The sequence below is a fragment of the Cellulomonas sp. Leaf334 genome, assembly GCF_001424195.1.
In the GTDB taxonomy this organism is placed as follows: domain Bacteria; phylum Actinomycetota; class Actinomycetes; order Actinomycetales; family Cellulomonadaceae; genus Cellulomonas.
This window is the reverse complement of sequence record NZ_LMOO01000001.1, coordinates 1,387,105-1,409,219: the sequence shown is the minus strand read 5'-3', so window position 1 is coordinate 1,409,219 and position 22,115 is coordinate 1,387,105. Positions and strand designations below refer to the sequence as shown.

The following is a 22,115-nucleotide window of genomic DNA, read 5'->3' as shown; positions in this document are numbered from 1 at the left end:
TCAGGCCGCGACCGTCTGCCCGGTGGGAGAACTCGCCCAGCTCCGCCACACGCGGGCGCCCAGCAGGAACGGCACCGTGAAGACGAGGGCGTAGAACACGAGCACCTGCCACGTGAAGGTGGACTCGACGGCGAGCGTGCTGCTCTCGGCGACGAAGGTCGTGGTCGCGCCGAGGAAGACGCGCTCGAGCGTGCCCCCGCCCATCTGCTCGATCGTGTCGAGGGTCCCCACCGCGTACGCCATCGCGAGGTAGGCGACCGCGGCGACCGCGAGCGCACCCCACACGGCGCCGGTGGTCCACCGGGGTACCGGCCGGCCGAGCTCGCTCAGGTAGCCGTCGGCCAGCACCCGGGGGTGGCCCAGGTCGGCGACCGCCTGCCGCATGCCGACCTCCGCCGCGGTCGCGGTGAGCTCGGTGCGCAGCTCGCGCACGATCGGCTTGTACCGGGGGTAGTCCTGCATGGCCCAGCTGAAGCGCATGAGGTAGAGCTCCCGGACCAGGGTGTCGCGTGTCGAGCTCATGACGTCTCCTTCGGGGTGGCGCGGGCGAGCAGGTGGTCGACGGTGACGGCCAGCTGCTGCCACGCGCGTGCGGTGCTCCAGAGCTGCTCGGCCCCCGTGTCGGTGGGGAGGTAGTACTTGCGGGCGGGGCCCGCGGACGAGGCGACGAGGCGCGACGAGATCTGCCCGTCGCGTTCGAGGCGGTTGAGCACGGGGTAGAGGGTGCCGGCGCTCAGGTCGTCGAGACCGCCCTCGTGCAGCCGGGTGACCAGCTCGTAGCCGTAGGACTCGCGCTCGGTCAGGAGGGCGAGCACGAGCATCGGGAGCACTCCCTTGAGGAGCTGCGGGTCGCGGGGCTCGTCCATGCGCTCAGGCTATGCCCGCTAGTAGGTATAGACAAGTAGCAGGTGAGGCCACGTGCAGTCAGGACGGGTTCGCCGCAGTATCGGCACAGATCGTCGTAAAACGCTTGTGCAGCGCTATGACTCGCTCGCCGACCTGGCGTACTTCCGGGTCGCTTCGCACAACTCGCTGGTGCGCGGCTACTTCCGGGCGTCGTCGACGACGTTCCAGTACGGAGCGCCTGGATCCGTCGCGCAGGGTTCGTGGGCGTGCCACCGCGGGAAGACCACCGGGTGGGCGTGCGGCACGATCACCAGCATCGCGTACCAGCCCCCCTCGAGCATGTGCGGAGGCACCTGCAGTGCCGTCTTCGTGGTCGTGTCCGCCGCCAGCCAGCCGGGCGACTCCGGAGGGCCGTGGTTGGTCGGCAGCACTCCGGTCGGCATCCACAAGGGTGGGAACAGCAGCATCGCCATCTACTCCAAGCTCAGTTACGTGAACTCGGGCGTCTCGATCTGGCTAGGCTGAAACGATGCTCCGTCCCGGTGCCGCGCCGCTCCTGCTGCTCTCTCTCGCCCTCGCCGGATGCGGCACCGGCAACGACGGGCCGATGGTCGCGACTCATGACACGGTCGAAGAAGTCGGTGACCAGGCACTGCTCGAGGGTTCGCTCGACCTCGACGGGGACTGCGTGACGGTGGTCGAGGCCGGTACCGGCGAGGTGTGGGTGCCGATCTTCCCGCGAAAGCTCGTCTCGATGAAGGCTGAAGGCCTGGAGTGGCGAGGTGAGCTGTACGAGGACGGAGACACGATCGCGCTCGGCGGAGGCTTCGTAGACGACTCGGTCCCGCAGGCGTGCCCGACGGAGTCGTTCACCGTCTCGTCGGCGTCATGAACGACAGCTGATAGATCTCGACCCACCCGAGGGGCAACGTCTGTCGTGACGTTGTCCTCGGGTGGGAGGTGCCGTGGTGCTGCTGCTGCAGAAGGCGTTNCTGCCACCGATCACCAGTGCCGTCGCCATGGGACGAGGATGAACGACAGCTGATAGATCTCGACCCACCCGAGGGGCAACGTCTGTCGTGACGTTGTCCTCGGGTGGGAGGTGCCGTGGTGCTGCTGCTGCAGAAGGCGTTGCCGGTCACGACGCTGGTCGTCGCGATCGATCCGGGTAAGGCGGTCAATCGGGTCTGGTTAAGCAGGGACGATGGCGGCCTGGTGGTCGAGCCGTTGTCGCTGTCGGTCCTTCGCCCAGGGTTGGAGGAACTCGATCGCCTGGTCCGTCAGCACGCTGGTGCGGGCCTGCCGATCTTCGCGATCGAGTCCACCGGGGCGTTGCACCGGGCATGGGTCAGCGAGCTGGGCCGACGGTTCCCGGGCGCCGTGCGCGTGTTCGCCCCCTCGGAGACCGCGGCGGCGCGCGCCCAGCTCGGGTCGCGCCGGTTCAAGACCGACGATCGGGACTGCGCCGCGCTGACCTATCTGGCCCGCCAAGGCCACGGCCGGGCGGTGGCTGGCGACCAGCACGAGGCGCTGCTCGCGACCGTGCGGGCCCGGCGGGCATTGGTCCAGGAACGCAAGGTCGCTCAGCAGCGGCTGCACGACCAGGTCAACACGTTGTGTCCGGGCTTGTCGGCGCCACCGGGTCACGGGCGCAAGCTCGACCTGTTCGGCGTGGCTGGGCAGGCGGTGCTGGACTGCCTGATCGCCTTCGACGCCAGACCGGTCGCGGCGCGTTCGCTGATCGCCAGGGCGCCCGGGCGGCTCACCCAGGCAGACGCCGTGTTCTGGGCGTCACGTTGGAAGGACTGCCTGCCGCCGCCCGCCGATGTCACGGCCCGGGTCGAGCGGCTCGAGCGCAGCGTCGCTCGCTGGCGAGCGTTGAGCGCAGACATCGAGATCGTCGACGCGGACATCGCGGTGCTCCTGGCCGACACCGAGGGCCAGGTCCTGACCAGCCTGCCTGGGGTCAAGACCGCACGGGCCGCGGCGTTCGCGGCGTTCAGCATGCCCATCGCCCGGTTCCCCACGCCCGAGCGGCTCTACTGCGCGACCGGCCTGGCTCCCTCGGCCTACCAGTCCTCGACGATCGAGCGGCGCCGAGCGATCAGCCGCCAAGGCCTTCCCGAACACCGCGACGCCCTGATGAACATGGCCTGGGGTCTGTCGATGCATTGCGCACCGTTCATCCACCGACACGAGGAGCTGGCAGCGCGCGGGATGAAGCCGATGCAGATCCGGGTTGCCCTGGCCCGCCACGTCTGCCGGCTCGCTCACGCGATGATGACGACACAAGACGAGTTCGACGAGCAGCGCTACCGTCAGAATCGGCACCAGACCGGGCGGTGACGGCGTGATAGCTATGCCGCACGACGGCGCAACCTAGCTTGCCGCCCGCCCGGCCTGGGGTCCTCACGGCGAAGACGAAAGCCTGCCGCACGACGGCGACTGATCAGCCTGCCGACCCACGACCCCACCCGCCGAGACGACCCATGCGCACCACCACGCCCACGCCACGCAGCCCGGGCGCGATCAGCCACGCTCAAGCGAGGACTTGACCGAAGACGTGAAAGCTAGNCGCCGAGACGACCCATGCGCACCACCACGCCCACGCCACGCAGCCCGGGCGCGATCAGCCACGCTCAAGCGAGGACTTGACCGAAGACGTGAAAGCTAGAGGGGCCGTCCGGCCTTCAGCTCGGCGACCAGCGAGCGGACCACCGCGTCCAGCTCGCCCGCATGACGTCGGGCGACGGCCCGCTGCCGCTGGTAGGAGGCTCCCCGGCGCAGGATGACCCGCACCTGCTCGAGCTCGGCCGCGCAGCCCAGCCGCTCGGCGACGGGCGCCAGCTCGACCAGCCAGCGTCCGACGGCGTCCGTCACGAGCTCCTCGTCGCCGGCCGCGTTCGTGATGATGATCGCGTCCATGCCGTACCGCGCGGAGCGCCACTTGTTCTCCTGCGCGAACCACGGCGGGAGCGTCGGCAGGGTCTCGCCGCGGTCGAGCATCGAGGAGAAGTGCTCGACGAAGCAGTGCGTCAGGGCGGAGATCGCGGCGACCTCGAGCAGGTTCGAGGCGCCGTCGGCGATCCGCATCTCCAGCGTCCCGAACCGCGGCGACGGGCGGACGTCCCAGCGGACCTCGTCGAACTGGTCGATGACCCCGGTGTGCATCATGTCGCCGACGTACTGCTCGAGCTGGGACCAGTCCTCGAACGCGAACGGCAGGCCGGCCGTCGGCAGCTGCTGGAAGAGCAGCGCCCGGTTCGAGGCGTAGCCGGTGTCCCGGCCGCCCCAGAACGGCGACGACGCCGACAGGGACTGGATGTGCGCGAACACGGTCAGCATCGCCCGGGACAGCGGCAGCACCTTGGCGCGGTCCTCGATGCCGACGTGCACGTGCACGCCGTAGATCAGCATCTGCCGCCCCCACCACTGGGTCCGGTCGATGAGCGTCGCGTAGCGCTGCTTGTCGGTGACCTTCTGCTGCGCCCAGTTGGCGAACGGGTGCGTCGCGCCGCCCATGAGCTGGATGCGCAGGGGCGTCGCGACCTCCTCGACCTCGTCGAGCGCCCGCTGCAGGTCGGCGGTCGCCTCGGCGATCGTGCGGCACTTGCCCGACCGGATCTCGACGGTGTTGAGCAGCAGCTCCTGGGTGATCAGCGGGTGCTCGCCGCCCCCGGGGGGCTGGACCGCCGCGAGGATCGCCTCGGCGGCCTGCCGCAGGTCCCCGGAGTCGGCGTCGACGAGGGCGACCTCCCACTCGATGCCCACGGTGGACCGCTCCGAGTGCCCGAACGGGACGGTGACCGGCGCAGCCATCAGACGGGCTCCACCACGAGCACCTGCTGGCTGCCCGCCACGCGGGTGAGGATGATCGTCGCCGTGGCGCTGCCCCGCAGGTCGAGCTGGCGACGCAGCTGTTCGGGGACGACCGCGGTGCCGCGCTTCTTGATGGTCAGCTTGCCCACGTCGCGTCCTCGCAGGTAGGTGCGCAGCCGCTTCAGGCCGAACGGCATCACGTCGAGGACCCGGTACGCGGTCGCCGTGGGCACGGCGGTCAGGGCGTCCGAGGTCACGTAGGCGATCGTGGCGTCCAGCAGCCGGCCGTGCACCTGCGCGGCGGTCTCACCCACGAGGCCGGCCCGGATCACCGCACCGTCGGGCTCGTACAGGTAGCCGCCGAGCGTGCCGGTCGGGGGTCGCTCCTCGGACGTCTGCTGCACGACGTGCGCCTCGCCGTCGCGCAGGACCAGCGCCGAGCGCCCGGGCCCCTCGGGTGCGAGCGGACCGAACCAGAGCCCGACCTCGACCACGTCGCCGTCCACCGAGACCCACTGGGCCTGGGCGTCGGCGGGCAGGGCGGTGTGCGGGATGCCGGGACCCAGCTTGAGCCCGAGGGCAGGCACCCGGTCGCGGACCGCGAGCACGGCGTCCAGCGACGGCTCGTAGGCGGCCGGGTCGAACACGCGGCTGCCCGACGACGTCCGACGGGCCGGGTCCGCGTAGACGCCGTCGATGCCCTCCGCCTCGAGGTCCAGGTCGAGACCGTCGCCGTGGCGCACCTCGGCGTCGGGGAAGTGCCGCAGGTTGACGGTCGCGATCGCGGCGGTGGCCTCGTCGACGTCGGTCGCGAGCACCCGCAGGCCGATGCCCGCGAAGGCCATCGCGTCGGCCCCGATCCCGCTGGTGAGGTCCGCGACCCGTGTGCTGCCCGCGTCGCGGTACCGGCGCGCGTGGTGCGCCGCGACGCTGAGCCGGGTGGCCTGCTCGAGCCCGGCCGCCGTGAAGAGCATGCCGTCCGCGAACGTGCCGAACTTGCCGGCGGCCTTGGCGCGCAGGCGGGACTGCGTCAGGGCGGCGGCCACCAGGGCGGGGTCGATCCCCTCGTCGCGCATCCGCTCCGACAGGGCCAGGGTCCGGCTCTCGTCGTACGGCGGCAGCGCCGACAGCAGGGCCCAGCCCGCCGGGCTGAGCAGCTGGGCGATGCCGTCGCGATCCATCCCGCGATCCTCGCACGCAGGGGCTCGCTCCAGGGCGTGATGGGCCGCTCGTTGGCACTCGCCTTGACCGAGTGCTAACCGGTTCCTAGAGTGATGGCTGGCACTCTCCCGGTGAGTGTGCCAGCTGCGCTCCAGACCACGGCACCCGCGACGACGTGGTCGATGAGCGCGCACGAACCTCAGAGAACTACTCACATGCGAAGGGGAGGTCCGCTGTGTCGGTCTCCATCAAGCCCCTCGAGGACCGGATCGTCGTCAAGACGCTCGAGGCAGAGACGACGACCGCTTCCGGTCTCGTCATCCCGGACAGCGCCAAGGAGAAGCCCCAGGAGGGCGAGGTCCTGGCGGTCGGACCCGGCCGTGTCGACGACAACGGCAACCGGATCCCGCTCGACGTCGCCGTCGGCGACAAGGTCATCTACTCGAAGTACGGCGGCACCGAGGTCAAGTACTCGGGCGAGGAGTACCTCATCCTCTCCGCCCGCGACATCCTCGCGATCGTCGTCAAGTGAGCTGAGGGGCGCCTGCGCCCCGCTCGCTCGGAAGGCCCTCACGGCAGCTGCCGTGGGGGCCTTCCGGCGTCTGCGGGGTGCGCACATGCCAGAGCCCCCCTCCCCGGTCGTGCCGACGGGGAGGGGGGCTCTGGTCGAGCGGAGGTCAGCCGACGCGGGTGGCGCGGCCACGCTCTGCGAGGACGGCGGCGCGCTCGTCCTCGGAGAGGCCGCCCCAGACGCCGTACGGCTCGCGGACGGCGAGGGACTGCTTCAGGCACTCCTGGATCACCGGGCAGGTCGCGCAGATGGCCTTGGCCGCCTCGGCGCGGCGACGGCGTGCAGAGCCGCGCTCGCCCTCGGGGTGGAAGAACAGGTCCTGGTCCTCGTCACGGCAGGCTCCGTCGAACTGCCACTCCCACAGGTCCATCACCGGTCCGGGGAGGCGCGAGATCTCGGCCATGTGTGTTCCTCCTGAGTCGCTCTGGTGCGATACCGCGGTAGCGGACGCCCCGAAAAGTTGTGAACACGGATGTCCGGTGATGTCCACCGGGGTGACGCGTTGAGGAGGACGTTACAACCGCGCCAGAAGTTGTTCAAGGGTGTGTCACACATTCGCGTGATGGCGCGATTGCGGATGTTGCCGCAGGTCGGCGTGTCGGCGACGACACGCGTAGATCGGGCCGAATCGTGTCGGCCTGGCAGAATCGCGCCATGGTGACGCGCGACGACGACGAACCGGCGGCCACGCCGACGCCTGCGCTCGCCGTCGCCGCAGTCGCCCGCCGCCTCGGGGTCGCCCCCGCGACGCTGCGCACCTGGGACCGCCGGTACGGGCTCGGGCCGTCCGAGCACTCCGCCGGCGCGCACCGTCGCTACTCGGCGACCGACGTCGAGCGGCTGCTGATCATGCGCCGGCTCACGCTCGACGGCGTCGCCCCGGTCGAGTCCGCGCGGATCGCGCTCGCGACGGACGTCGTCGCCGGCCCTGTCACGACCGCCGCCGACGCGTCGCCGACGACACCGACCGCCGTCGTCGACGCTGCGCTCGCCGGCGACGTCGCCCGGTGCGCTCGGCTGCTCGCGCTCGACGGCACCATCGACGTCGTGCTCTGGTGGACGAGCCTGGTCGAGCCGGTGCTCGCCGCCCTCGCCCGGCGCACGGTCGTCGACCTGCCCGGCGTCGACGCGACCTTCGCAGTCCACGCCGGGGTGCTCGCCGCCCTCCGGGAGCGGCCCGTCCCGATCGGCGTCGGACGCCGACCGGTCGTCCTGGTGCTGGTCGCCGCACGCGAGGCACGGCCGCTCGTCGCGCACGTCCTCGCCGGGGCGCTGGCGGCGCAGGGCGTCGACGCACGCATCGTCGGAGGGCCCGTGGGGCCCCATCACGCGGTCGAGCTCACGGCGATGACCCGGGCGCGGGCCGTCGTGATGCTCGGGGAGCGTGGCGACGCCGACCTCGAGGTGGTGGACCGGCTGGCCCGCGAGCAGCCGGCCCTGCCGCAGTTCGTGATGGTGCCCGACCGGGCCGCGGGAGCGGTCCCGCTCGGACGTTCGGTCCACCGGGCACGGACGTTCACCGGGCTGCTGCACGAGGTTCTCGCCGTCGCGACCGCGAGCGTGGACGGGTGAGATCGCCGCCGAGCGGGGGAGACATTCCACCCAGGTGGCGCACAGGCGGACGAAGCCCCGCCCACGAAGAGTGCGGTTGGTCTCTCCGGCTAACTTCAGCGTGATCCTCGGCCGATAGGACTCAGGGTGGCCCGCACGGGGCCCGAGAGGGGAAACAACATGGCGGGAGTCGTGGTCTGTCACGGCTCGGCGGTCGTTCGAGAGCGGCTCGTCGTGACCTCCATCGGCGTGCCCGCGCTCGGTCCGGTGCGAGCAGCGTCCACGGTCGACGAGCTGCTGAGCCTCGCGCGGCGGATGCCGCCGACGGTCGTGCTGCTGGACGCGCACCTCGCGGCGCCCGGCGCGATCGAGGCGATCCGCCGGCTGCGCGCGGTGGCGCCGTCGGCTGCGATCGTGCTGCTGGCGCTGCCGGACGACACCGTCGCCCTCGACCGCGCACTCGCCCTCGGTGCTCGTGGCTTCCTCGCGCCCGACGTCGGTCGCGCCGAGCTCTCCGCGGTGGCCGCCCACGTGCTGGCCAGCCCGGTGCTCCCCGTCCAGCCCCCGACGCGGCCGTCGGTCGACGTGCCCAGCCAGGGCGGCTTCCGGGCCAGCGACCTGCGCACCCCGTCGAACGGCAACCCCTCCGTCACGGCTCCCGACGCGAACGGCGCTCCCGTCGGCGTGCCCACCACGGGCGCGATCCCGGGCGTCCCGCTGACCAAGCGGGAGATCGAGGTCCTCACCGGCATGAGCCACGGGCGGTCCAACGCCCAGATCGGTGCCGAGCTCTACCTGTCCGAGGACACCGTCAAGACCCACGCGCGCCGGCTGTTCCGCAAGCTCGGCGCCAACGACCGTGCCCAGGCGGTCGCCATCGGTCTGCGCAGAGGCTTGATCCAGTAGGACGGATCCAGTAGGACGGATCCAGTAGGCGGGACCTCAGCACGCGTGCGTCCGCGTATCCTTGCCGGATGACGGAGCACTCGCCTGCCGACCCGTTCGCCCGCATCGGGCTCACCTACGACGACGTGCTCCTCCTGCCGGGGGAGACCGACGTCATCCCCAGCGAGGTGGACACGTCCTCGCGCCTGACGCGCGAGATCACCGTGCGCGTCCCGCTGCTGTCGGCCGCGATGGACACCGTCACCGAGTCGCGCATGGCCATCGCGATGGCGCGCCAGGGCGGCATCGGGATCCTGCACCGCAACCTGTCCATCGAGGACCAGGCCCACCAGGTCGACCTGGTGAAGCGCTCCGAGTCCGGCATGATCACGGACCCGGTGACGGTCTCGCCCGACGCGACGCTCGCCGAGCTCGACCACCTGTGCGGCATCTACCGGGTGTCCGGCCTGCCGGTCATCGCGGAGAACGGCCTGCTGCTCGGCATCATCACCAACCGCGACCTGCGCTTCGTCCCTCCGAGCGACTTCGAGACGCGCCGCGTCCGCGACATCATGACGCCGATGCCGCTGGTCACCGCACCGGTCGGCATCGCGCGCGACGACGCCGCGGCCCTGCTGGCCAAGCACAAGATCGAGAAGCTCCCGCTGGTCGACGACGCGGGCATCCTGCGCGGGCTCATCACCGTCAAGGACTTCGTGAAGACCGAGCAGTACCCGGACGCCACGAAGGACCCCGAGGGTCGGCTCGTCGTCGGCGCCGCCATCGGGTTCTTCGGCGACGCCTGGGAGCGGGCCACCGCGCTCGCCGAGGCCGGCGTGGACGTGCTCGTCGTCGACACGGCGAACGGCCACGCGCGGCTCATGCTCGACATGGTCCGCAGGCTCAAGGCCGACCCCGCGACCCGGCACGTCCAGGTCATCGGGGGCAACGTCGCGACGACCCCCGGTGCACAGGCGCTCGTCGAGGCCGGGGTCGACGCCGTCAAGGTCGGCGTCGGACCGGGCTCCATCTGCACCACCCGCGTCGTCGCCGGCGTCGGGGTCCCGCAGGTCACCGCCATCTACGACGCCGCGCGCGCCTGCAAGCCCGCCGGAGTGCCGGTCATCGGCGACGGTGGGCTCCAGTACTCCGGGGACATCGCCAAGGCCCTGGTCGCGGGGGCCGACACCGTGATGCTCGGTTCGCTCCTGGCCGGCTGCGACGAGTCGCCGGGCGAGCTCGTGTTCGTCAACGGCAAGCAGTTCAAGCACTACCGCGGTATGGGCTCGCTGGGCGCGATGGCGTCCCGCGGCCGGATCTCCTACTCCAAGGACCGGTACTTCCAGGCCGACGTGTCCTCCGACGAGAAGATCGTCCCCGAGGGCATCGAGGGCCAGGTGCCGTACCGCGGACCCCTGTCCGCGGTGGCGCACCAGCTCATCGGTGGGCTGCACCAGTCGATGTTCTACGTCGGCGCGCACACGATCCCGCAGCTGCAGGACCGCGGGCAGTTCATCCGGATCACCGCGGCCGGGCTCAAGGAGTCCCACCCGCACGACATCCAGATGACCGTCGAGGCGCCGAACTACACGGGCCGCTGACCAGCAGGGTCTTTACTGGGGCCCGTGGAGTTCCAGGAGATGCAGGCCGAAGCTCGGGCCGTTCGGGACGCGTACGCCGCGCGGGAGATCGCGCAGTACGGGCGCAGCTGGAGTCACGAAGAGCTCATGCTCGGGTTCCTCGGGGATGTCGGTGATCTCGCGAAGCTGGTCCAGGGCAAGGCCGGGGTGCGGCCGCGCGCCGACCTCGACGAGGCCCTCGCGCACGAGCTCGCCGACTGCCTGTGGTCCGTGATGTCGCTGGCGGACGCCTACGGGGTCGACCTGCAGTCGGCGTTCGGCCGCACGATGGCCGAGCTCCGAACGTATCTGGAGGGCGACGCTCAGTCGCGGAACGTCTCGATCTGAGCGCCCAGCTCGACCAGGCGGTCCTGGAGCTGCTCGTAGCCGCGGGCGATGATGTCGACGTCGCGCAGCACGGACGTGCCCTTGGCGGCGAGCATCGCGAGCAGGATGACGACCGCGGGACGCAGGGCAGGCGGGCAGGAGACCTCCGCACCGGACCAGTGCGTCGGGCCGCTGACCTGCAGGCGGTGGGCGTCGAGGAGGCGGACGTCGGCGCCGAGGCGCGTGAGGTCCGTGAGGTGGATGGCGCGTCCCTCGTAGACCCAGTCGTGGACCAGGGTGGAACCCTCGGCGCACGCGGCGATCGCGACGAAGAACGGCAGGTTGTCGATGTTCAGCCCGGGGAACGGCATCGGGTGGATCTTGTCGATCGGTGCGCGCAGGTCGCTCGGGTGGACCGTCACGTCGACCAGGCGGGTGCGGCCGTTGGCGGCGGCGTACTCGTCGGAGAGGGTGTAGCGCAGGCCCATCTCGGCGAGCGTCGCGAGCTCGATCTCCATGAACTCGATCGGGACGCGGCCGACGGTGATCTCGGAACCGGTGACGATGCCGGCGGTGAGCAGGCTCATCGCCTCGACCGGGTCCTCGGAGACCGCGTACTCGACGTCCGCGTCGATGGCGGCCAGGCCGTGCACGCGCAGGGTGGTGGTGCCGATGCCGTCGATGCGCACCCCGAGCAGCTCCAGGTAGAAGCACAGGTCCTGGACCATGTAGTTGGGGCTCGCGTTGCGGATGGTGGTGACACCCTCGCGGCCGGCGGCGGCCATGATGACGTTCTCCGTGACGGTGTCGCCACGCTCGGTGAGGACGATGGACAATTCCTGCCCACCGCCTCGGGTGACGAGACCGTGGTAGTCGCCGGCGGTCGCGGTGACGTCCAGGCCGAAGGGTCGCAGGCCGATGAGGTGCGGCTCGACGGTCCGGGTGCCGAGGTCGCAGCCGCCCGCGTAGGGGAGCCGGAACTCGTCCTCGAGCCCGAGGAGCGGGCCCAGGAACATGATGATCGAGCGGGTGCGGCGGGCCGCGTCGACGTCGATGGCGTCGAGGTCGAGGTGGCGCGGGACGACGATCTCGAGGTCGCGGCCGTCCGTCGACCAGGTGGCGCGGACGCCGACGGAGCGCAGCACCTCGACGATCCGGTCGACCTCGACGATGCGGGCGACGTTCCGCAGCCGCGTGGTGCCCCGGTTGAGCAGCGAGGCGCACAGCAGGGCGACGGCGCCGTTCTTGCTGGTGTTGACGTCGATCCGGCCGCTCAGGGTCTGGCCGCCCTGGACACGCAGGTGGGTGCGCTGGGGGCCGCCGAGCGTGACGATGGGGGAGTCGAGGGCGGCACCGATGCGGGTCAGCATCTCGAGGCTGACGTTCTGCGCGCCCTGCTCGATGCGGTGGATCGCGGACTGGCTGGTGGCCAGGCGCTCCGCGAGCTGGGCCTGCGTGAGGCCGCGGTGCTGGCGGGCCGAGCGGACCAGGGAGCCGACGTGCGCGAGCGGGTCCTGGATGACCGGGAAGGATCCGGTGCTCGTCGGGACCGGGGTGATGGTCGTCGTCATGGGGACGACGTTAACTCATGGATGAGATATCGCCACGTCGAGGCGTGTCGTCGAATCGGTCGGATCCGTCACCCAGCGCCCGGCTGAACTCAGCCGCGATATGACCCACGTCTCACCAGAGGGTTCCGACGGGCTCCCGCGCGGGCCAGACGTCCGACGCTCCGGGGCCGTCGAGACCCTGCTCGACGCGCCACGCGTTGAAGCTCTCGGCCCACGCCTGGTGCGCGGTCGACTGGTACTCGTGCAACGTGTCGAGGTCGAGCGTCGCGAGGTGCGGGAAACGTCCGACGATCCGCTCCAGCACGTCGAGCGTGGCGACCACGTCGACGTCGGCGGTGTGCAGGTTCCCGGACTCGACCACCTGGTAGTAGCCGCAGAGGTCGACGAGCTTGCGCTTGCCCTCGCGCAGCCGGTCCTCCGCGCGGTCGAGCACCAGCGGGTCGATCACGGGGCGCGCGTCGCTGCACAACCGGTCGGGAAGCGTCCTGAGGCGGTGCCGGCGCAGTTCCGCATCGAGGAGGCACAGGTCGAAGGAGGCGTTGTAGGCCACGACCGGGACGCCACCGCGCAGCGCCTCGGCCAGGTCGGTGGCGATCTCCTCCAGCGCCTCGCGCGGAGGGCGGCCGTGCGTGCGGGCGTGCTCGGTGCTGACGCCGTGGATGGCTGCCGCCGCGTCCGGGATGGGGACGCCGGGGTCGATCAGCCAGCTGCGGACGTGGGTGCCGGCGGCGTCGCGACGGACGAGGGCTGCGGTGACGATGCGGTCGTGGTCGACGTCGACGCCCGTGGTCTCGGTGTCGAAGCCGAGCAGCGGCCCGTCCGTCCAGCTCATCTCGTGGTGCTCCTTCTGTGCTGTGCTGCGTCCAGACTCGCACCGAGGTCCGACATTGCCGCGGAGGGTGGTCCGCGTGCCGCGGGATCGGGCACCGGTGCCGCGCCCCGGTAGCCTTGCCCGGTGAGCAACGAGATCGAGATCGGCCGCGGCAAGCGCGGACGCCGCGCCTACTCCTTCGACGACGTCGCGGTCGTCCCGTCACGGCGGACCCGCGACCCCGAGGAGGTGTCGGTCGGCTGGCAGATCGACGCCTACCACTTCGACCTGCCGATCATCGCGGCCCCGATGGACTCGGTGATGAGCCCCGCGACGGCGGTCGCGCTCGGCCAGGCCGGCGGGCTCGGCGTCCTCGACCTCGAGGGCCTGTGGACGCGCTACGAGGACCCGACCCCGCTGCTCGCGGAGATCGCGACCTTCGACAGCGCTCGCGCCACCGCGCGGATGCAGGAGATCTACGCGGCCCCGATCCAGCCCGAGCTGATCACCGCCCGCCTCAAGGAGATCCGTGCCGCGGGTGTCACCGTGGCGGGCGCCCTGTCGCCCCAGCGCACCAACGAGTTCTGGCGCACCGTGGTCGACGCGGGCGTCGACCTCTTCGTCATCCGCGGCACCACGGTCTCGGCGGAGCACGTGTCGGGCCGCGTGGAGCCGCTCAACCTCAAGCGGTTCATCTACGAGCTCGACGTCCCGGTGATCGTCGGCGGGGCCTCGACGTACACGGCGGCGCTGCACCTCATGCGCACCGGTGCGGCGGGGGTCCTCGTCGGCTTCGGCGGCGGTGCGGCGCACACGACCCGGCTCTCGCTGGGCATCCACGCGCCGATGGCGTCGGCGGTCGCCGACGTGGCCGCGGCCCGACGGGACTACCTCGACGAGTCCGGCGGCCGGTACGTGCACGTCATCGCCGACGGTGGAGTGGGCCGCTCGGGCGACCTGGTCAAGGCGGTCGCGTGCGGTGCGGACGCGGTCATGCTCGGTGCCGCGCTGGCCCGGGCGACCGAGGCGCCAGGCCGTGGCTGGCACTGGGGACCCGAGGCGCACCACCCGAAGCTGCCCCGCGGCGAGCGGGTCGAGGTCGGCACCGCCGGGTCGCTGGAGCAGATCCTGTTCGGCCCCGGGCACACCGCGGACGGCACGCTCAACCTCGTCGGGGCGCTCCGCCGCGCGATGGCGACGACCGGCTACTCCGACCTCAAGGAGTTCCAGCGGGTCGAGGTCGTCGTGAGCCCCTACCAGCCGCACTGATCCTTCCGACGACGCCCGGTGGCGCCCCGAAACGGGCGTACCCGGGCGTCTCTGCATGTCCGGGGAAGCGTACTGATCAGGCATCATGCCCGAATCAACATTTGGTTACCGCCGAATATGTCCGTATCTCTTGACATTGGCGTGTGACCGGGCGCACCCTGGACGAAGTGGACGCCGGAGTCAGGGCCGGCGCGCAGGACGACGGAGTCGATGTGTACGCACCCGAGCGGCACCAGCAGATCCTCGCCACGGCACGCGCCGACGGCCGGGTCGACGTCAACCGGCTGGCCGAGGACCTCGACGTCACGCCGGAGACCATCCGTCGCGACCTCACGGTGCTCGAGCGCCACGGCCTGGTCCGGCGGGTGCACGGCGGCGCCATCCCCGTCGAGCGCCTCGGCTTCGAGCCCGGCGTCGCGGACCGCGAGACCCGGTTCGCCGGCGAGAAGGAGCGGGTCGCCAAGGCCGCCCTCGACGAGCTGCCCGACGGCGGTGCTGTGATCCTCGACGCCGGCACCACCACGGTCCGCCTGGCGGAGCTCCTGCCGTCGGACCGCGAGCTCACGGTCGTCACCCACGCCCTGCCCGTCGCGATGGTGCTGGCGATGCGGCCGAACCTCACGCTGCACCTCGTCGGCGGCACGGTGCGCGGCCGGACGCTCGCCGCCGTCGGGTCGTGGGCCGAGCGCGAGCTGGCCGACATCCACGCCGACGTCGCGTTCCTCGGCACCAACGGGCTGAGCGTCGAGCACGGACTGACCACGCCGGACCTCGCGGAGGCCGCCGTGAAGCGGGCGCTCGTCGCCAACGCGCGGCGCACCGTCGTGCTCACGGACCACTCCAAGATCGGCCGCGTCGAGTTCGCGCACGTCGTGCCGCTGTCCCTGGTGGACACGATCATCACCGACAGCGGGGTGGAACCCGAGCTCGTCGAGGAGCTCGAGGCCGCCGGCCCCCGGGTGGTGACCGCATGATCGTCACGCTGACGCCGAACCCGAGCCTGGACCGCGCGCTGGAGGTCGACCGGCTGCGGGTCGGCGAGGTCAACCGGGCGCACGGCGGCCACCTGCACCCCGGCGGCAAGGGCATCAACGTCTCCCGCGTGCTGGTCCGGCACGGCGTGCCGACCCTTGCCGTCCTGCCCACGGGCGGCGCCGACGGTGCCCGCCTCATCGAGATGCTCGCCGAGATCGACGTCCCGACGCTGGCCGTCCCGCTCGTGGACCACACCCGCAGCAACCTCACGCTCGTCGAGGGCACGGGCGTGACCACCAAGATCAACGCACCGGGCCCGAGGCTCACGCCGGACGAGGTCGACGCGCTGCTCGCCGCGCTCGAGACGCAGCTGGCGACGCGGCCCGCGGCCCTGGTGTGCGCGGGCAGCCTGCCGCTCGGCGCGCCGGAGACGTTCTTCGTGCAGGTCGCGGGCCTGGCCGCCCGGTACAGCGTGCCGTTCGTCCTCGACACCTCCGGGGTGCCGCTCACGCGTGCCGTCCGGCAGGGCGGGCTCACGCTCGTGAAGCCCAACGACGAGGAGCTCGCCGAGCTCGTCGGGCGTGAGCTCACGACCGTGGGGGACGTCGTCGACGCCGCCCGCGAGGTCATCGCGGCGTGCACCCGCGCCGTCCTCGTCAGCCTCGGCGCGCACGGCGCCCTGCTCGTGCTCGCCGACGGCGTGTGGTGGGCGGGCGGTCCGCCGCTCGTCCCGCTGTCCACCGTCGGCGCGGGGGACTCGACCCTCGCCGGCTTCCTCGTCGCGGACGGGTCGCCCGCCGACCGCCTCCGCACCGCCGTGGCCTTCGGCCGGGCAGCCGTGCTGCTGCCCGGTACCGCCGTCCCCGGCCCCACCGACATCGACCTGGACGCCGTCCGGGTCGTGGAGAACCCCGATCCCCGACTCGCCCTCAAGGAGCTGTGACGTGAGCACCCCGCTGATCACCCCGGACCTGGTCGCCGTCGACCTCGTCGCCACGGACCGCGACGACGCGACCCGCCAGCTGATCGACCTCCTCCACGCCGCCGGTCGCGTGACCGACGCCGACGGGTTCCACGCCGACGTGCGTGCCCGCGAGGCGCAGATGGCCACCGGCATGCCCGGCGGCATCGGCCTCCCGCACGCCCGGTCCAGCCACGTGACCGTGCCGAGCCTCGCGGTCGGCAAGGTCCCCGCCGGGGTCGACTTCGGGGCGCCCGACGGTCCCGCGACCCTGGTCTTCCTCATCGCCGCCCCCGACGCGGGCGACGGCGACCACCTCAAGATCCTCGCGGCGCTCGCCCGCCGCCTCGTCCACGAGTCCTTCCGCACGTCCCTCAAGGACGCCCCGGATGCCACGACCGTGGCCGAGATCGTCACCCGAGAGGTGGTCCCCGCATGAAGCTCGTCGCCGTCTCCTCCTGCCCCACGGGCATCGCGCACACCTACATGGCCGCCGAGGCCCTCGAGCAGGCCGGCAAGGCCGCCGGGCACGAGGTCCACGTCGAGACGCAGGGCGCCGCGGGTTCCACACCGCTCGACCCGGCGATCATCGCCGCGGCCGACGGGGTCATCTACGCCGCCGACCTCGAGGTGAAGGACAAGGACCGCTTCGCCGGCAAGCCGTTCATCGACGTCGGCGTCAAGAAGGCCGTGCACGACGCCCCGGGCGTCATCGCCGCAGCCGTCGCAGCCGTCGAGGCGGGCGTGCCGGCCGGCGGGCCGGCTGCACCCACGGCAGCCCCGGTGACGAAGGTCGACCGGAACGCCGGGGTCGGTACCCGGATCCGGCAGTGGCTCATGACGGGTGTCTCGTACATGATCCCGTTCGTCGCCGCGGGTGGGATCCTCATCGCCCTCGGGTTCATGGTCGCGCAGTTCGCGGACGGCGCCCAGGGCGTCATCGACGTGACCGCCATCCCGGTGGAGCACCTGCTCAACGACTTCAACGCCGCGAACGGCATGGACTGGGCGGCGCTGCTGTTCCGGACCGGCGCGGTCGCGTTCGCCTTCCTCGTGCCCGTGCTCTCCGGCTTCATCGCCTACGCGATCGCCGACCGGCCCGGGCTGGTGCCCGGCTTCGTCGGCGGTTCCATCGCCGTGCTGGTCGACGCCGGCTTCCTCGGCGGGCTGGTGACCGGCTTCCTGGCCGGGTTCCTCGCCCTGTGGATCAGCCGCTGGAAGGTGCCGAAGGGCGTGCGCGGCGTGATGCCGGTCGTGGTCATCCCGCTGCTGTCGTCGTTCGTCGTCGGCCTGGTGATGTTCCTCATCCTCGGGCAGCCGATCGCCGGTCTGATGGACGGTCTGAGCAGCTGGCTCAACGGGCTGTCCGGCGGCAACCTGGTCCTCCTGGGTGCCCTCCTGGGCGCGATGATGGGCTTCGACCTGGGCGGCCCGATCAACAAGGTGGCCTACACGTTCGCCGTCACCGGTCTGGCGACCGAGGGCCTGGCCACCGACGCCGTCCAGTACCAGATCATGGCCGCGGTCATGGCGGCCGGCATGGTGGCCCCGCTGGCCATGGCGCTTGCCTCGACCGTGCGCAAGAAGCTGTTCACGCACGCCGAGCAGGAGAACGGCAAGGCCGCGTGGCTGCTGGGGCTCTCGTTCATCTCCGAAGGAGCCATCCCGTTCGCGGCGGCCGACCCGTGGCGCGTCATCGTGTCCTCGCTCGTCGGGTCGAGCGTCACCGGGGCACTGGTCATGGCGGCCGGCTCCGGCGTCCGCGCCCCGCACGGTGGCATCTGGGTCCTCCCGCTCATCTCCAACCCGCTCGGGTTCGTCATGGCCGTCGCCGTCGGCATGGTCGTCACCGCCGGGCTGGTGGTCGCCCTGAAGAGCGCCAAGCCGAACGAGATCGTCACGGCCGAGCAGGCCGCCGACGCCCAAGCGCTCGTCTCCACCGCCGCCTGACCCTGACCCCCGAACGGAGAACTCCCATGCCGCAGCGCACCGTCGCCGTCGCCTCCCGCGTCGGCCTCCACGCCCGCCCCGCCATGCTCTTCACGCAGGCCGTCGCCGAGACCGGGCTGCCCGTCACCATCGCCCGCCCGGGCGGCGAGCCGGTCGACGCCGGCAGCATCCTGTTCGTCATGTCGCTCGGCGTGCCGAGCGGCGAGGAGGTCACGCTCACCGCCGAGGGCGAGGGGGCCGACGCCGCGCTCGACGGGCTCGTGGACCTCCTGGCGACCGACCTCGACGCGGAGGAAGCATCATGAGTGCCGCGAGCACGGCCGCCATCGGTCACGTGCTCCAGGGCGTGGGGGTCGGGCGACGCGCCGTCGTCGGGCCCGTCGCCCAGGTCCGGCCCGCACCGCACGTCGCCGCCGACGCCCCGTTGCTGGTCGACGGGGTCCCGGCCGACGTCGCCACCGCGCACGCCCACGTCGAGCAGGCGTTCGCCGACGTCGCCGCCCGCCTGCGGGAGCAGTCCGGACGGTCCACGGGCACCGTCAAGGACGTCCTCGCGGCCACCGCGCAGATGGCCGACGACCGCGCGCTGCGCACCCAGGTCCTCGCCCGCATCGACGCGGGCGAGCCGGTGGTCAGTGCGATCGACGGCATCGTCGAGATGTTCGCGACGATGTTCGAGAACGCCGGCGGGTACCTCGCCGAACGCGTCACCGACCTGCGCTCGGTCCGTGACCGCGTGGTCGCGGCGGCGATGGGACTGCCCGCGCCGGGCGTCCCGTCGCTGGAGCGGCCGTCCGTCATCGTCGCCAAGGATCTCGCCCCCGCCGACACGGCCGCCCTCGACCTGACCAACGTGCTCGCCATCGTGACCGAGCTGGGCGGACCTACCGGCCACACGGCGATCATCGCCGGACAGTTCGGGCTGCCGTGCATCGTGCGGGTCGCCGGTGCGACCGCGCTCGCGGACGGTGCCGACGTGGCCGTCGACGCGGCCGACGGCACGGTCACGGTGGACCCGTCCGAGGACCAGCGGGCCGAGCTGGAGCGGCGGGCGACCGTCGAGCGGACGCTCGAGTCGGACACGGCGCCCGGGGCCACCGCCGACGGCCGCGCGATCGCGCTGCTCGCCAACATCGGCACCGCCGAGGACGCCGCCCGCGTCGCCGGTGGTGGCGTCGAGGGCGTCGGGCTGTTCCGGACCGAGGTCCTCTTCCTGGAGAGCACCACGGCGCCGACGCAGGAGGACCAGACCGCCGTGTACACCCGTGTGCTGCGGTCGTTCGGGGACCGCAAGGTCGTCGTCCGCACGCTCGACGCGGGCGCCGACAAGCCGCTCGCCTTCGCGACGCAGCCCGACGAGGAGAACCCCGCCCTCGGCGTGCGCGGCTACCGCCTGGTGCGCACCCACCCGGAGCTCCTGGACACCCAGCTCGAGGCGCTCGCGCACGCGCAGGCCGCGACGGGGACCACCCCGTGGGTCATGGCGCCGATGATCGCCACCGCAGCCGAGGCGCGGGAGTTCGCCCGACGGGCACGCGCGGCGGGTGTCGCGACGGTCGGCGTGATGATCGAGGTGCCCGCGGCCGCCCTGCGCGCGCAGGAGATCCTCGCCGAGGTCGACTTCGTCTCGCTCGGCACCAACGACCTCGCGCAGTACACGATGGCGACCGACCGCCTGCGCGGCGAGCTGGCCGACCTGCTCGACCCGTGGCAGCCGGCCGTCCTCGACCTCGTCGACGCGACCGCCCGCGCCGGTCAGCAGGCGCGCAAGCCCGTCGGCGTCTGCGGGGAGTCCGCCTCCGACCCGGTGCTCGCGCTGGTGCTCGTCGGGCTCGGCGTGACCAGCCTGTCCATGTCCGCCGGTGCCGTCCCCGCGGTCCGGTACGCGCTGCGGCACCACACCACCGCGGAGTGCGCCACCATGGCGGCCGCCGCGCTCGCGGCACCCTCGGCTGCCGAGGGGCGAGCCGCCGTCGTCGGGCTGCTGCACGCGGACGTGCGGGAGACGTTGGGCGCGTAGGCGCGACAGGCCGGACGACGGTGCGCGCGCGGATTTCTGCAGTCGCGCGCGTACCCTCGCGGTTATGGCCCACGACCCGGGACACATCGAGCTCCACGACCCCGAGACCGACCCGCTCGCGACCTACGTGCTCGAGCCGGACGACGTCCGACCGCTCCTGCGCCGGGTGGTGACCTCGCCCCGCGCGGGGGTGTTCACGTCGCACGCGCCGTTCACGGGCAGCCCGATCGCCGCGATCCCCCTGTCCACGCCGGACGACGTGGCCCGCGCCGCGAAGAACGCGCGGGCGGCGCAACGGCTCTGGGCGGCCCGCCCGTTGCGCGACCGGACAGCCGTCCTGTCCCGCGTGCACGACCTGGTGCTCGAACGCCAGAGCGACGTGCTCGACCTCATCCAGCTGGAGTCCGGCAAGGCCCGGGTCTCGGCGTTCGAGGAGGTCTGCGACATCGCCCTGGTCGCCCGGCACTACGCGGCGCGCGCCGGCCGCTACCTCGCGCCGCGCCGGGTGCCGGGACTGCTGCCCGGCCTGACCAGCGTGCGCGTGCTGCGGCACCCCGTCGGCGTCGTCGGGATCGTCGCGCCCTGGAACTTCCCGCTGGCACTCACGCTCGGCGACGTGCTGCCTGCGCTGGTCGCCGGCAACGCCGTGCTCCTGCGGCCCGACCCGCAGACGGCCCTCACGTCGCTGTGGGCGGCGGAGCTGATGGAGGAGGCCGGGCTCCCCGAGGGGCTCCTGCAGGTGGTCGTCGGCGACGGCCCGACCATCGGGGGGGCCGTCGTCGAGCACGTCGACCACGTGAGCTTCACCGGGTCCACCCGCACCGGGCGGGTCGTCGCCGCGCAGGCGGGCGAACGACTCGTGCCGGTCACCCTCGAGCTCGGGGGCAAGAACCCGATGTACGTCGCGGAGGACGTCGACGTCGAGGTCGCCGCCGAGGGGGCGGTCCGCGCGTGCTTCGTCGGCGCCGGGCAGGTCTGCGTGAGCATCGAGCGGATCTACGTGCACGAGGACGTGGCCGACGAGTTCACCGCCGCGTTCGTCCGGCGGACGCGCGAGGTGCGCCTCGGGTCCGGGCTCGACTACCGCTCGGACATGGGCTCGCTCACGTCCGCCGCGCAGCTGGCCACCGTCGTCGAGCACGTCGAGGACGCCGTCGGGCACGGGGCGACCGTCCTCACCGGGGCCGTCCACCGCACCGACCTCGGGCCGTGGTTCTACGAGCCGACCATCCTGACCGACGTGCCGAACGAGGCGCGGCTCGCCCGCGAGGAGACGTTCGGTCCGGTCGTGAGCATCTACCGGGTGGCGTCCGACGACGAGGCGGTCGCGGCGATGAACGACAGCGACCTCGGCCTGAACGCGAGCATCTGGACAGCGGACACCCGTCGCGGTGCCGCGATCGCCGCCCGGGTGCGCACCGGGACCGTGAACGTCAACGAGGGGTACGTGGCCACCTGGGGCTCGGTCGCAGCGCCCCAGGGTGGCGTCGGTGCGTCGGGCATCGGCAGCCGGCACGGGCGCGAGGGCCTCTGGGAGACGACGCGCGTCCAGACGGTCGCGGTCCAGCACGGCGCGCACGGCGTCCTGGGCGCCCCCGGCGTCGGCCTGCACCGCCTCTTCGACCTGGGCACGGACACCTGGCCCCGCGTCTACACGGAGGTCCTGCGCACGATGAAACGCCTCCGCCTGCCGTGATGCATGAGCGCCTGACCGCTCGACGCTGAGCGAGCCATGGGTGCTGCTTGTCGAGCCGCCGCGGCACTGACGGCTTGCTCGCG

At 72.3% G+C, this 22,115-nt stretch carries 23 protein-coding genes; 16 read left to right on the top strand and 7 right to left on the bottom strand.

Annotation, left to right across the window (positions count from 1 at the left end; translation table 11 throughout):
• Positions 1-522 (bottom strand): hypothetical protein, encoded by a 522-nt coding sequence (locus ASF78_RS06235; protein ID WP_056585794.1) that lies wholly within the window; start codon positions 520-522, stop codon positions 1-3.
• Positions 519-866: a PadR family transcriptional regulator gene (locus tag ASF78_RS06230; RefSeq protein ID WP_056585793.1), complete on the bottom strand. Its 348-nt coding sequence runs from the start codon at positions 864-866 to the stop codon at positions 519-521. The genes ASF78_RS06235 and ASF78_RS06230 overlap by 4 nt, the downstream gene beginning before the upstream one ends.
• Positions 867-972: 106 nt before the next feature.
• Between ASF78_RS06230 and ASF78_RS22265 the strand changes: the two genes are divergently transcribed.
• From ASF78_RS22265 to ASF78_RS06215, 3 genes are all read left to right on the top strand, one after another.
• Positions 973-1,371 (top strand): hypothetical protein, encoded by a 399-nt coding sequence (locus tag ASF78_RS22265; RefSeq protein ID WP_156374052.1) that lies wholly within the window; start codon positions 973-975, stop codon positions 1,369-1,371.
• Between the two features lie 4 nt (positions 1,372-1,375).
• Positions 1,376-1,738, top strand: coding sequence for a hypothetical protein (locus ASF78_RS06220; RefSeq protein WP_056585789.1), 363 nt, complete (start codon positions 1,376-1,378; stop codon positions 1,736-1,738).
• A 215-nt stretch (positions 1,739-1,953) separates the two neighbouring features.
• A complete protein-coding gene (locus ASF78_RS06215) occupies positions 1,954-3,192 on the top strand; it encodes an IS110 family transposase (protein WP_056585786.1) in 1,239 nt (412 codons plus the stop codon).
• A 324-nt stretch (positions 3,193-3,516) separates the two neighbouring features.
• Here ASF78_RS06215 and ASF78_RS06210 read toward each other — a convergent pair whose 3' ends face one another.
• Both ASF78_RS06210 and ASF78_RS06205 read right to left on the bottom strand, forming a co-directional pair.
• Positions 3,517-4,665 (bottom strand): glutamate--cysteine ligase, encoded by a 1,149-nt coding sequence (locus tag ASF78_RS06210; protein ID WP_056585784.1) that lies wholly within the window; start codon positions 4,663-4,665, stop codon positions 3,517-3,519.
• Positions 4,665-5,846, bottom strand: coding sequence for a class I SAM-dependent methyltransferase (locus ASF78_RS06205; protein ID WP_056585782.1), 1,182 nt, complete (start codon positions 5,844-5,846; stop codon positions 4,665-4,667). The genes ASF78_RS06210 and ASF78_RS06205 overlap by 1 nt, the downstream gene beginning before the upstream one ends.
• Positions 5,847-6,061: 215 nt before the next feature.
• On the opposite strand from ASF78_RS06205, the gene groES reads away from it, so the two are divergent.
• Positions 6,062-6,358, top strand: a complete 297-nt coding sequence (groES, locus tag ASF78_RS06200; protein WP_055912235.1) for a co-chaperone GroES — start codon at positions 6,062-6,064, stop codon at positions 6,356-6,358.
• 145 nt (positions 6,359-6,503) lie between these two features.
• On the opposite strand, the gene ASF78_RS06195 is transcribed toward groES, so the two are convergent.
• Complete coding sequence (locus ASF78_RS06195; protein WP_056585781.1) at positions 6,504-6,800, bottom strand: WhiB family transcriptional regulator; 297 nt, start codon at positions 6,798-6,800, stop codon at positions 6,504-6,506.
• 251 nt (positions 6,801-7,051) lie between these two features.
• On the opposite strand from ASF78_RS06195, the gene ASF78_RS06190 reads away from it, so the two are divergent.
• From ASF78_RS06190 to ASF78_RS06175, 4 genes are all read left to right on the top strand, one after another.
• Complete coding sequence (locus ASF78_RS06190) at positions 7,052-7,969, top strand: MerR family transcriptional regulator (protein ID WP_056585780.1); 918 nt, start codon at positions 7,052-7,054, stop codon at positions 7,967-7,969.
• A gap of 159 nt (positions 7,970-8,128) precedes the next feature.
• Positions 8,129-8,854, top strand: coding sequence for a response regulator transcription factor (locus tag ASF78_RS06185; protein WP_056585779.1), 726 nt, complete (start codon positions 8,129-8,131; stop codon positions 8,852-8,854).
• Positions 8,855-8,922: 68 nt separating this feature from the next.
• Positions 8,923-10,434, top strand: coding sequence for an IMP dehydrogenase (gene guaB, locus ASF78_RS06180; protein ID WP_056585777.1), 1,512 nt, complete (start codon positions 8,923-8,925; stop codon positions 10,432-10,434).
• A gap of 24 nt (positions 10,435-10,458) precedes the next feature.
• Complete coding sequence (locus ASF78_RS06175; RefSeq protein WP_235518413.1) at positions 10,459-10,800, top strand: MazG nucleotide pyrophosphohydrolase domain-containing protein; 342 nt, start codon at positions 10,459-10,461, stop codon at positions 10,798-10,800.
• Here the strand turns inward: ASF78_RS06175 and ASF78_RS06170 are convergent.
• Both ASF78_RS06170 and ASF78_RS06165 read right to left on the bottom strand, forming a co-directional pair.
• On the bottom strand, positions 10,776-12,350 hold the full coding sequence (locus ASF78_RS06170; RefSeq protein ID WP_056585775.1) for a UDP-N-acetylglucosamine 1-carboxyvinyltransferase: 1,575 nt from the start codon (positions 12,348-12,350) through the stop codon (positions 10,776-10,778). The genes ASF78_RS06175 and ASF78_RS06170 overlap by 25 nt on opposite strands.
• Positions 12,351-12,462: 112 nt before the next feature.
• Positions 12,463-13,182, bottom strand: a complete 720-nt coding sequence (locus ASF78_RS06165) for an exonuclease domain-containing protein (protein WP_056585773.1) — start codon at positions 13,180-13,182, stop codon at positions 12,463-12,465.
• A 123-nt stretch (positions 13,183-13,305) separates the two neighbouring features.
• Here ASF78_RS06165 and ASF78_RS06160 point away from each other — a divergent pair, with 123 nt between their 5' ends.
• The 8 genes from ASF78_RS06160 to ASF78_RS06125 all read left to right on the top strand — a co-directional run bounded on the left by ASF78_RS06160 (position 13,306) and on the right by ASF78_RS06125 (position 22,032).
• Entirely contained in the window at positions 13,306-14,430 is a 1,125-nt protein-coding gene (locus ASF78_RS06160; protein WP_055912249.1) for a GuaB3 family IMP dehydrogenase-related protein, read from the top strand.
• Positions 14,431-14,642: 212 nt separating this feature from the next.
• Positions 14,643-15,404, top strand: a complete 762-nt coding sequence (locus ASF78_RS06155; protein ID WP_056585770.1) for a DeoR/GlpR family DNA-binding transcription regulator — start codon at positions 14,643-14,645, stop codon at positions 15,402-15,404.
• The gene (gene pfkB / locus ASF78_RS06150) at positions 15,401-16,348 is read left to right on the top strand and encodes a 1-phosphofructokinase (protein WP_056585768.1); all 948 of its coding nucleotides are present in this window, start codon (positions 15,401-15,403) and stop codon (positions 16,346-16,348) included. Before ASF78_RS06155 ends, pfkB begins: the two co-directional genes overlap by 4 nt.
• A gap of 1 nt (position 16,349) precedes the next feature.
• Positions 16,350-16,805 (top strand): PTS sugar transporter subunit IIA, encoded by a 456-nt coding sequence (locus ASF78_RS06145; RefSeq protein WP_056585767.1) that lies wholly within the window; start codon positions 16,350-16,352, stop codon positions 16,803-16,805.
• On the top strand, positions 16,802-18,316 hold the full coding sequence (locus ASF78_RS06140) for a PTS fructose transporter subunit IIC (protein WP_056585765.1): 1,515 nt from the start codon (positions 16,802-16,804) through the stop codon (positions 18,314-18,316). Before ASF78_RS06145 ends, ASF78_RS06140 begins: the two co-directional genes overlap by 4 nt.
• A gap of 26 nt (positions 18,317-18,342) precedes the next feature.
• Entirely contained in the window at positions 18,343-18,621 is a 279-nt protein-coding gene (locus tag ASF78_RS06135; RefSeq protein ID WP_056023565.1) for an HPr family phosphocarrier protein, read from the top strand.
• Positions 18,618-20,336 (top strand): phosphoenolpyruvate--protein phosphotransferase, encoded by a 1,719-nt coding sequence (gene ptsP, locus ASF78_RS06130; protein ID WP_056585763.1) that lies wholly within the window; start codon positions 18,618-18,620, stop codon positions 20,334-20,336. Before ASF78_RS06135 ends, ptsP begins: the two co-directional genes overlap by 4 nt.
• Before the next feature lie 64 nt (positions 20,337-20,400).
• Positions 20,401-22,032, top strand: coding sequence for a succinic semialdehyde dehydrogenase (locus ASF78_RS06125; RefSeq protein ID WP_056585761.1), 1,632 nt, complete (start codon positions 20,401-20,403; stop codon positions 22,030-22,032).
• The last annotated feature ends 83 nt before the right edge of the window (positions 22,033-22,115 follow it).

What these genes read in the sequence shown, in the direction of transcription:
- ASF78_RS06220 (WP_056585789.1), top strand. Translation starts at nt 1,376, where the DNA reads ATGCTCCGTCCCGGTGCCGCGCCGCTCCTGCTGCTCTCTCTCGCCCTC.
- ASF78_RS06135 (WP_056023565.1), top strand. Translation starts at nt 18,343, where the DNA reads ATGCCGCAGCGCACCGTCGCCGTCGCCTCCCGCGTCGGCCTCCACGCC.
- ptsP (WP_056585763.1), top strand. Translation starts at nt 18,618, where the DNA reads ATGAGTGCCGCGAGCACGGCCGCCATCGGTCACGTGCTCCAGGGCGTG.
- ASF78_RS06170 (WP_056585775.1), bottom strand. Translation starts at nt 12,350, where the DNA reads ATGACGACGACCATCACCCCGGTCCCGACGAGCACCGGATCCTTCCCG.
- ASF78_RS06125 (WP_056585761.1), top strand. Translation starts at nt 20,401, where the DNA reads ATGGCCCACGACCCGGGACACATCGAGCTCCACGACCCCGAGACCGAC.
- ASF78_RS06235 (WP_056585794.1), bottom strand. Translation starts at nt 522, where the DNA reads ATGAGCTCGACACGCGACACCCTGGTCCGGGAGCTCTACCTCATGCGC.
- ASF78_RS06165 (WP_056585773.1), bottom strand. Translation starts at nt 13,182, where the DNA reads ATGAGCTGGACGGACGGGCCGCTGCTCGGCTTCGACACCGAGACCACG.
- ASF78_RS06195 (WP_056585781.1), bottom strand. Translation starts at nt 6,800, where the DNA reads ATGGCCGAGATCTCGCGCCTCCCCGGACCGGTGATGGACCTGTGGGAG.
- guaB (WP_056585777.1), top strand. Translation starts at nt 8,923, where the DNA reads ATGACGGAGCACTCGCCTGCCGACCCGTTCGCCCGCATCGGGCTCACC.
- ASF78_RS06205 (WP_056585782.1), bottom strand. Translation starts at nt 5,846, where the DNA reads ATGGATCGCGACGGCATCGCCCAGCTGCTCAGCCCGGCGGGCTGGGCC.
- ASF78_RS06230 (WP_056585793.1), bottom strand. Translation starts at nt 866, where the DNA reads ATGGACGAGCCCCGCGACCCGCAGCTCCTCAAGGGAGTGCTCCCGATG.
- ASF78_RS06190 (WP_056585780.1), top strand. Translation starts at nt 7,052, where the DNA reads ATGGTGACGCGCGACGACGACGAACCGGCGGCCACGCCGACGCCTGCG.
- ASF78_RS06210 (WP_056585784.1), bottom strand. Translation starts at nt 4,665, where the DNA reads ATGGCTGCGCCGGTCACCGTCCCGTTCGGGCACTCGGAGCGGTCCACC.
- pfkB (WP_056585768.1), top strand. Translation starts at nt 15,401, where the DNA reads ATGATCGTCACGCTGACGCCGAACCCGAGCCTGGACCGCGCGCTGGAG.
- ASF78_RS06185 (WP_056585779.1), top strand. Translation starts at nt 8,129, where the DNA reads ATGGCGGGAGTCGTGGTCTGTCACGGCTCGGCGGTCGTTCGAGAGCGG.
- ASF78_RS06140 (WP_056585765.1), top strand. Translation starts at nt 16,802, where the DNA reads ATGAAGCTCGTCGCCGTCTCCTCCTGCCCCACGGGCATCGCGCACACC.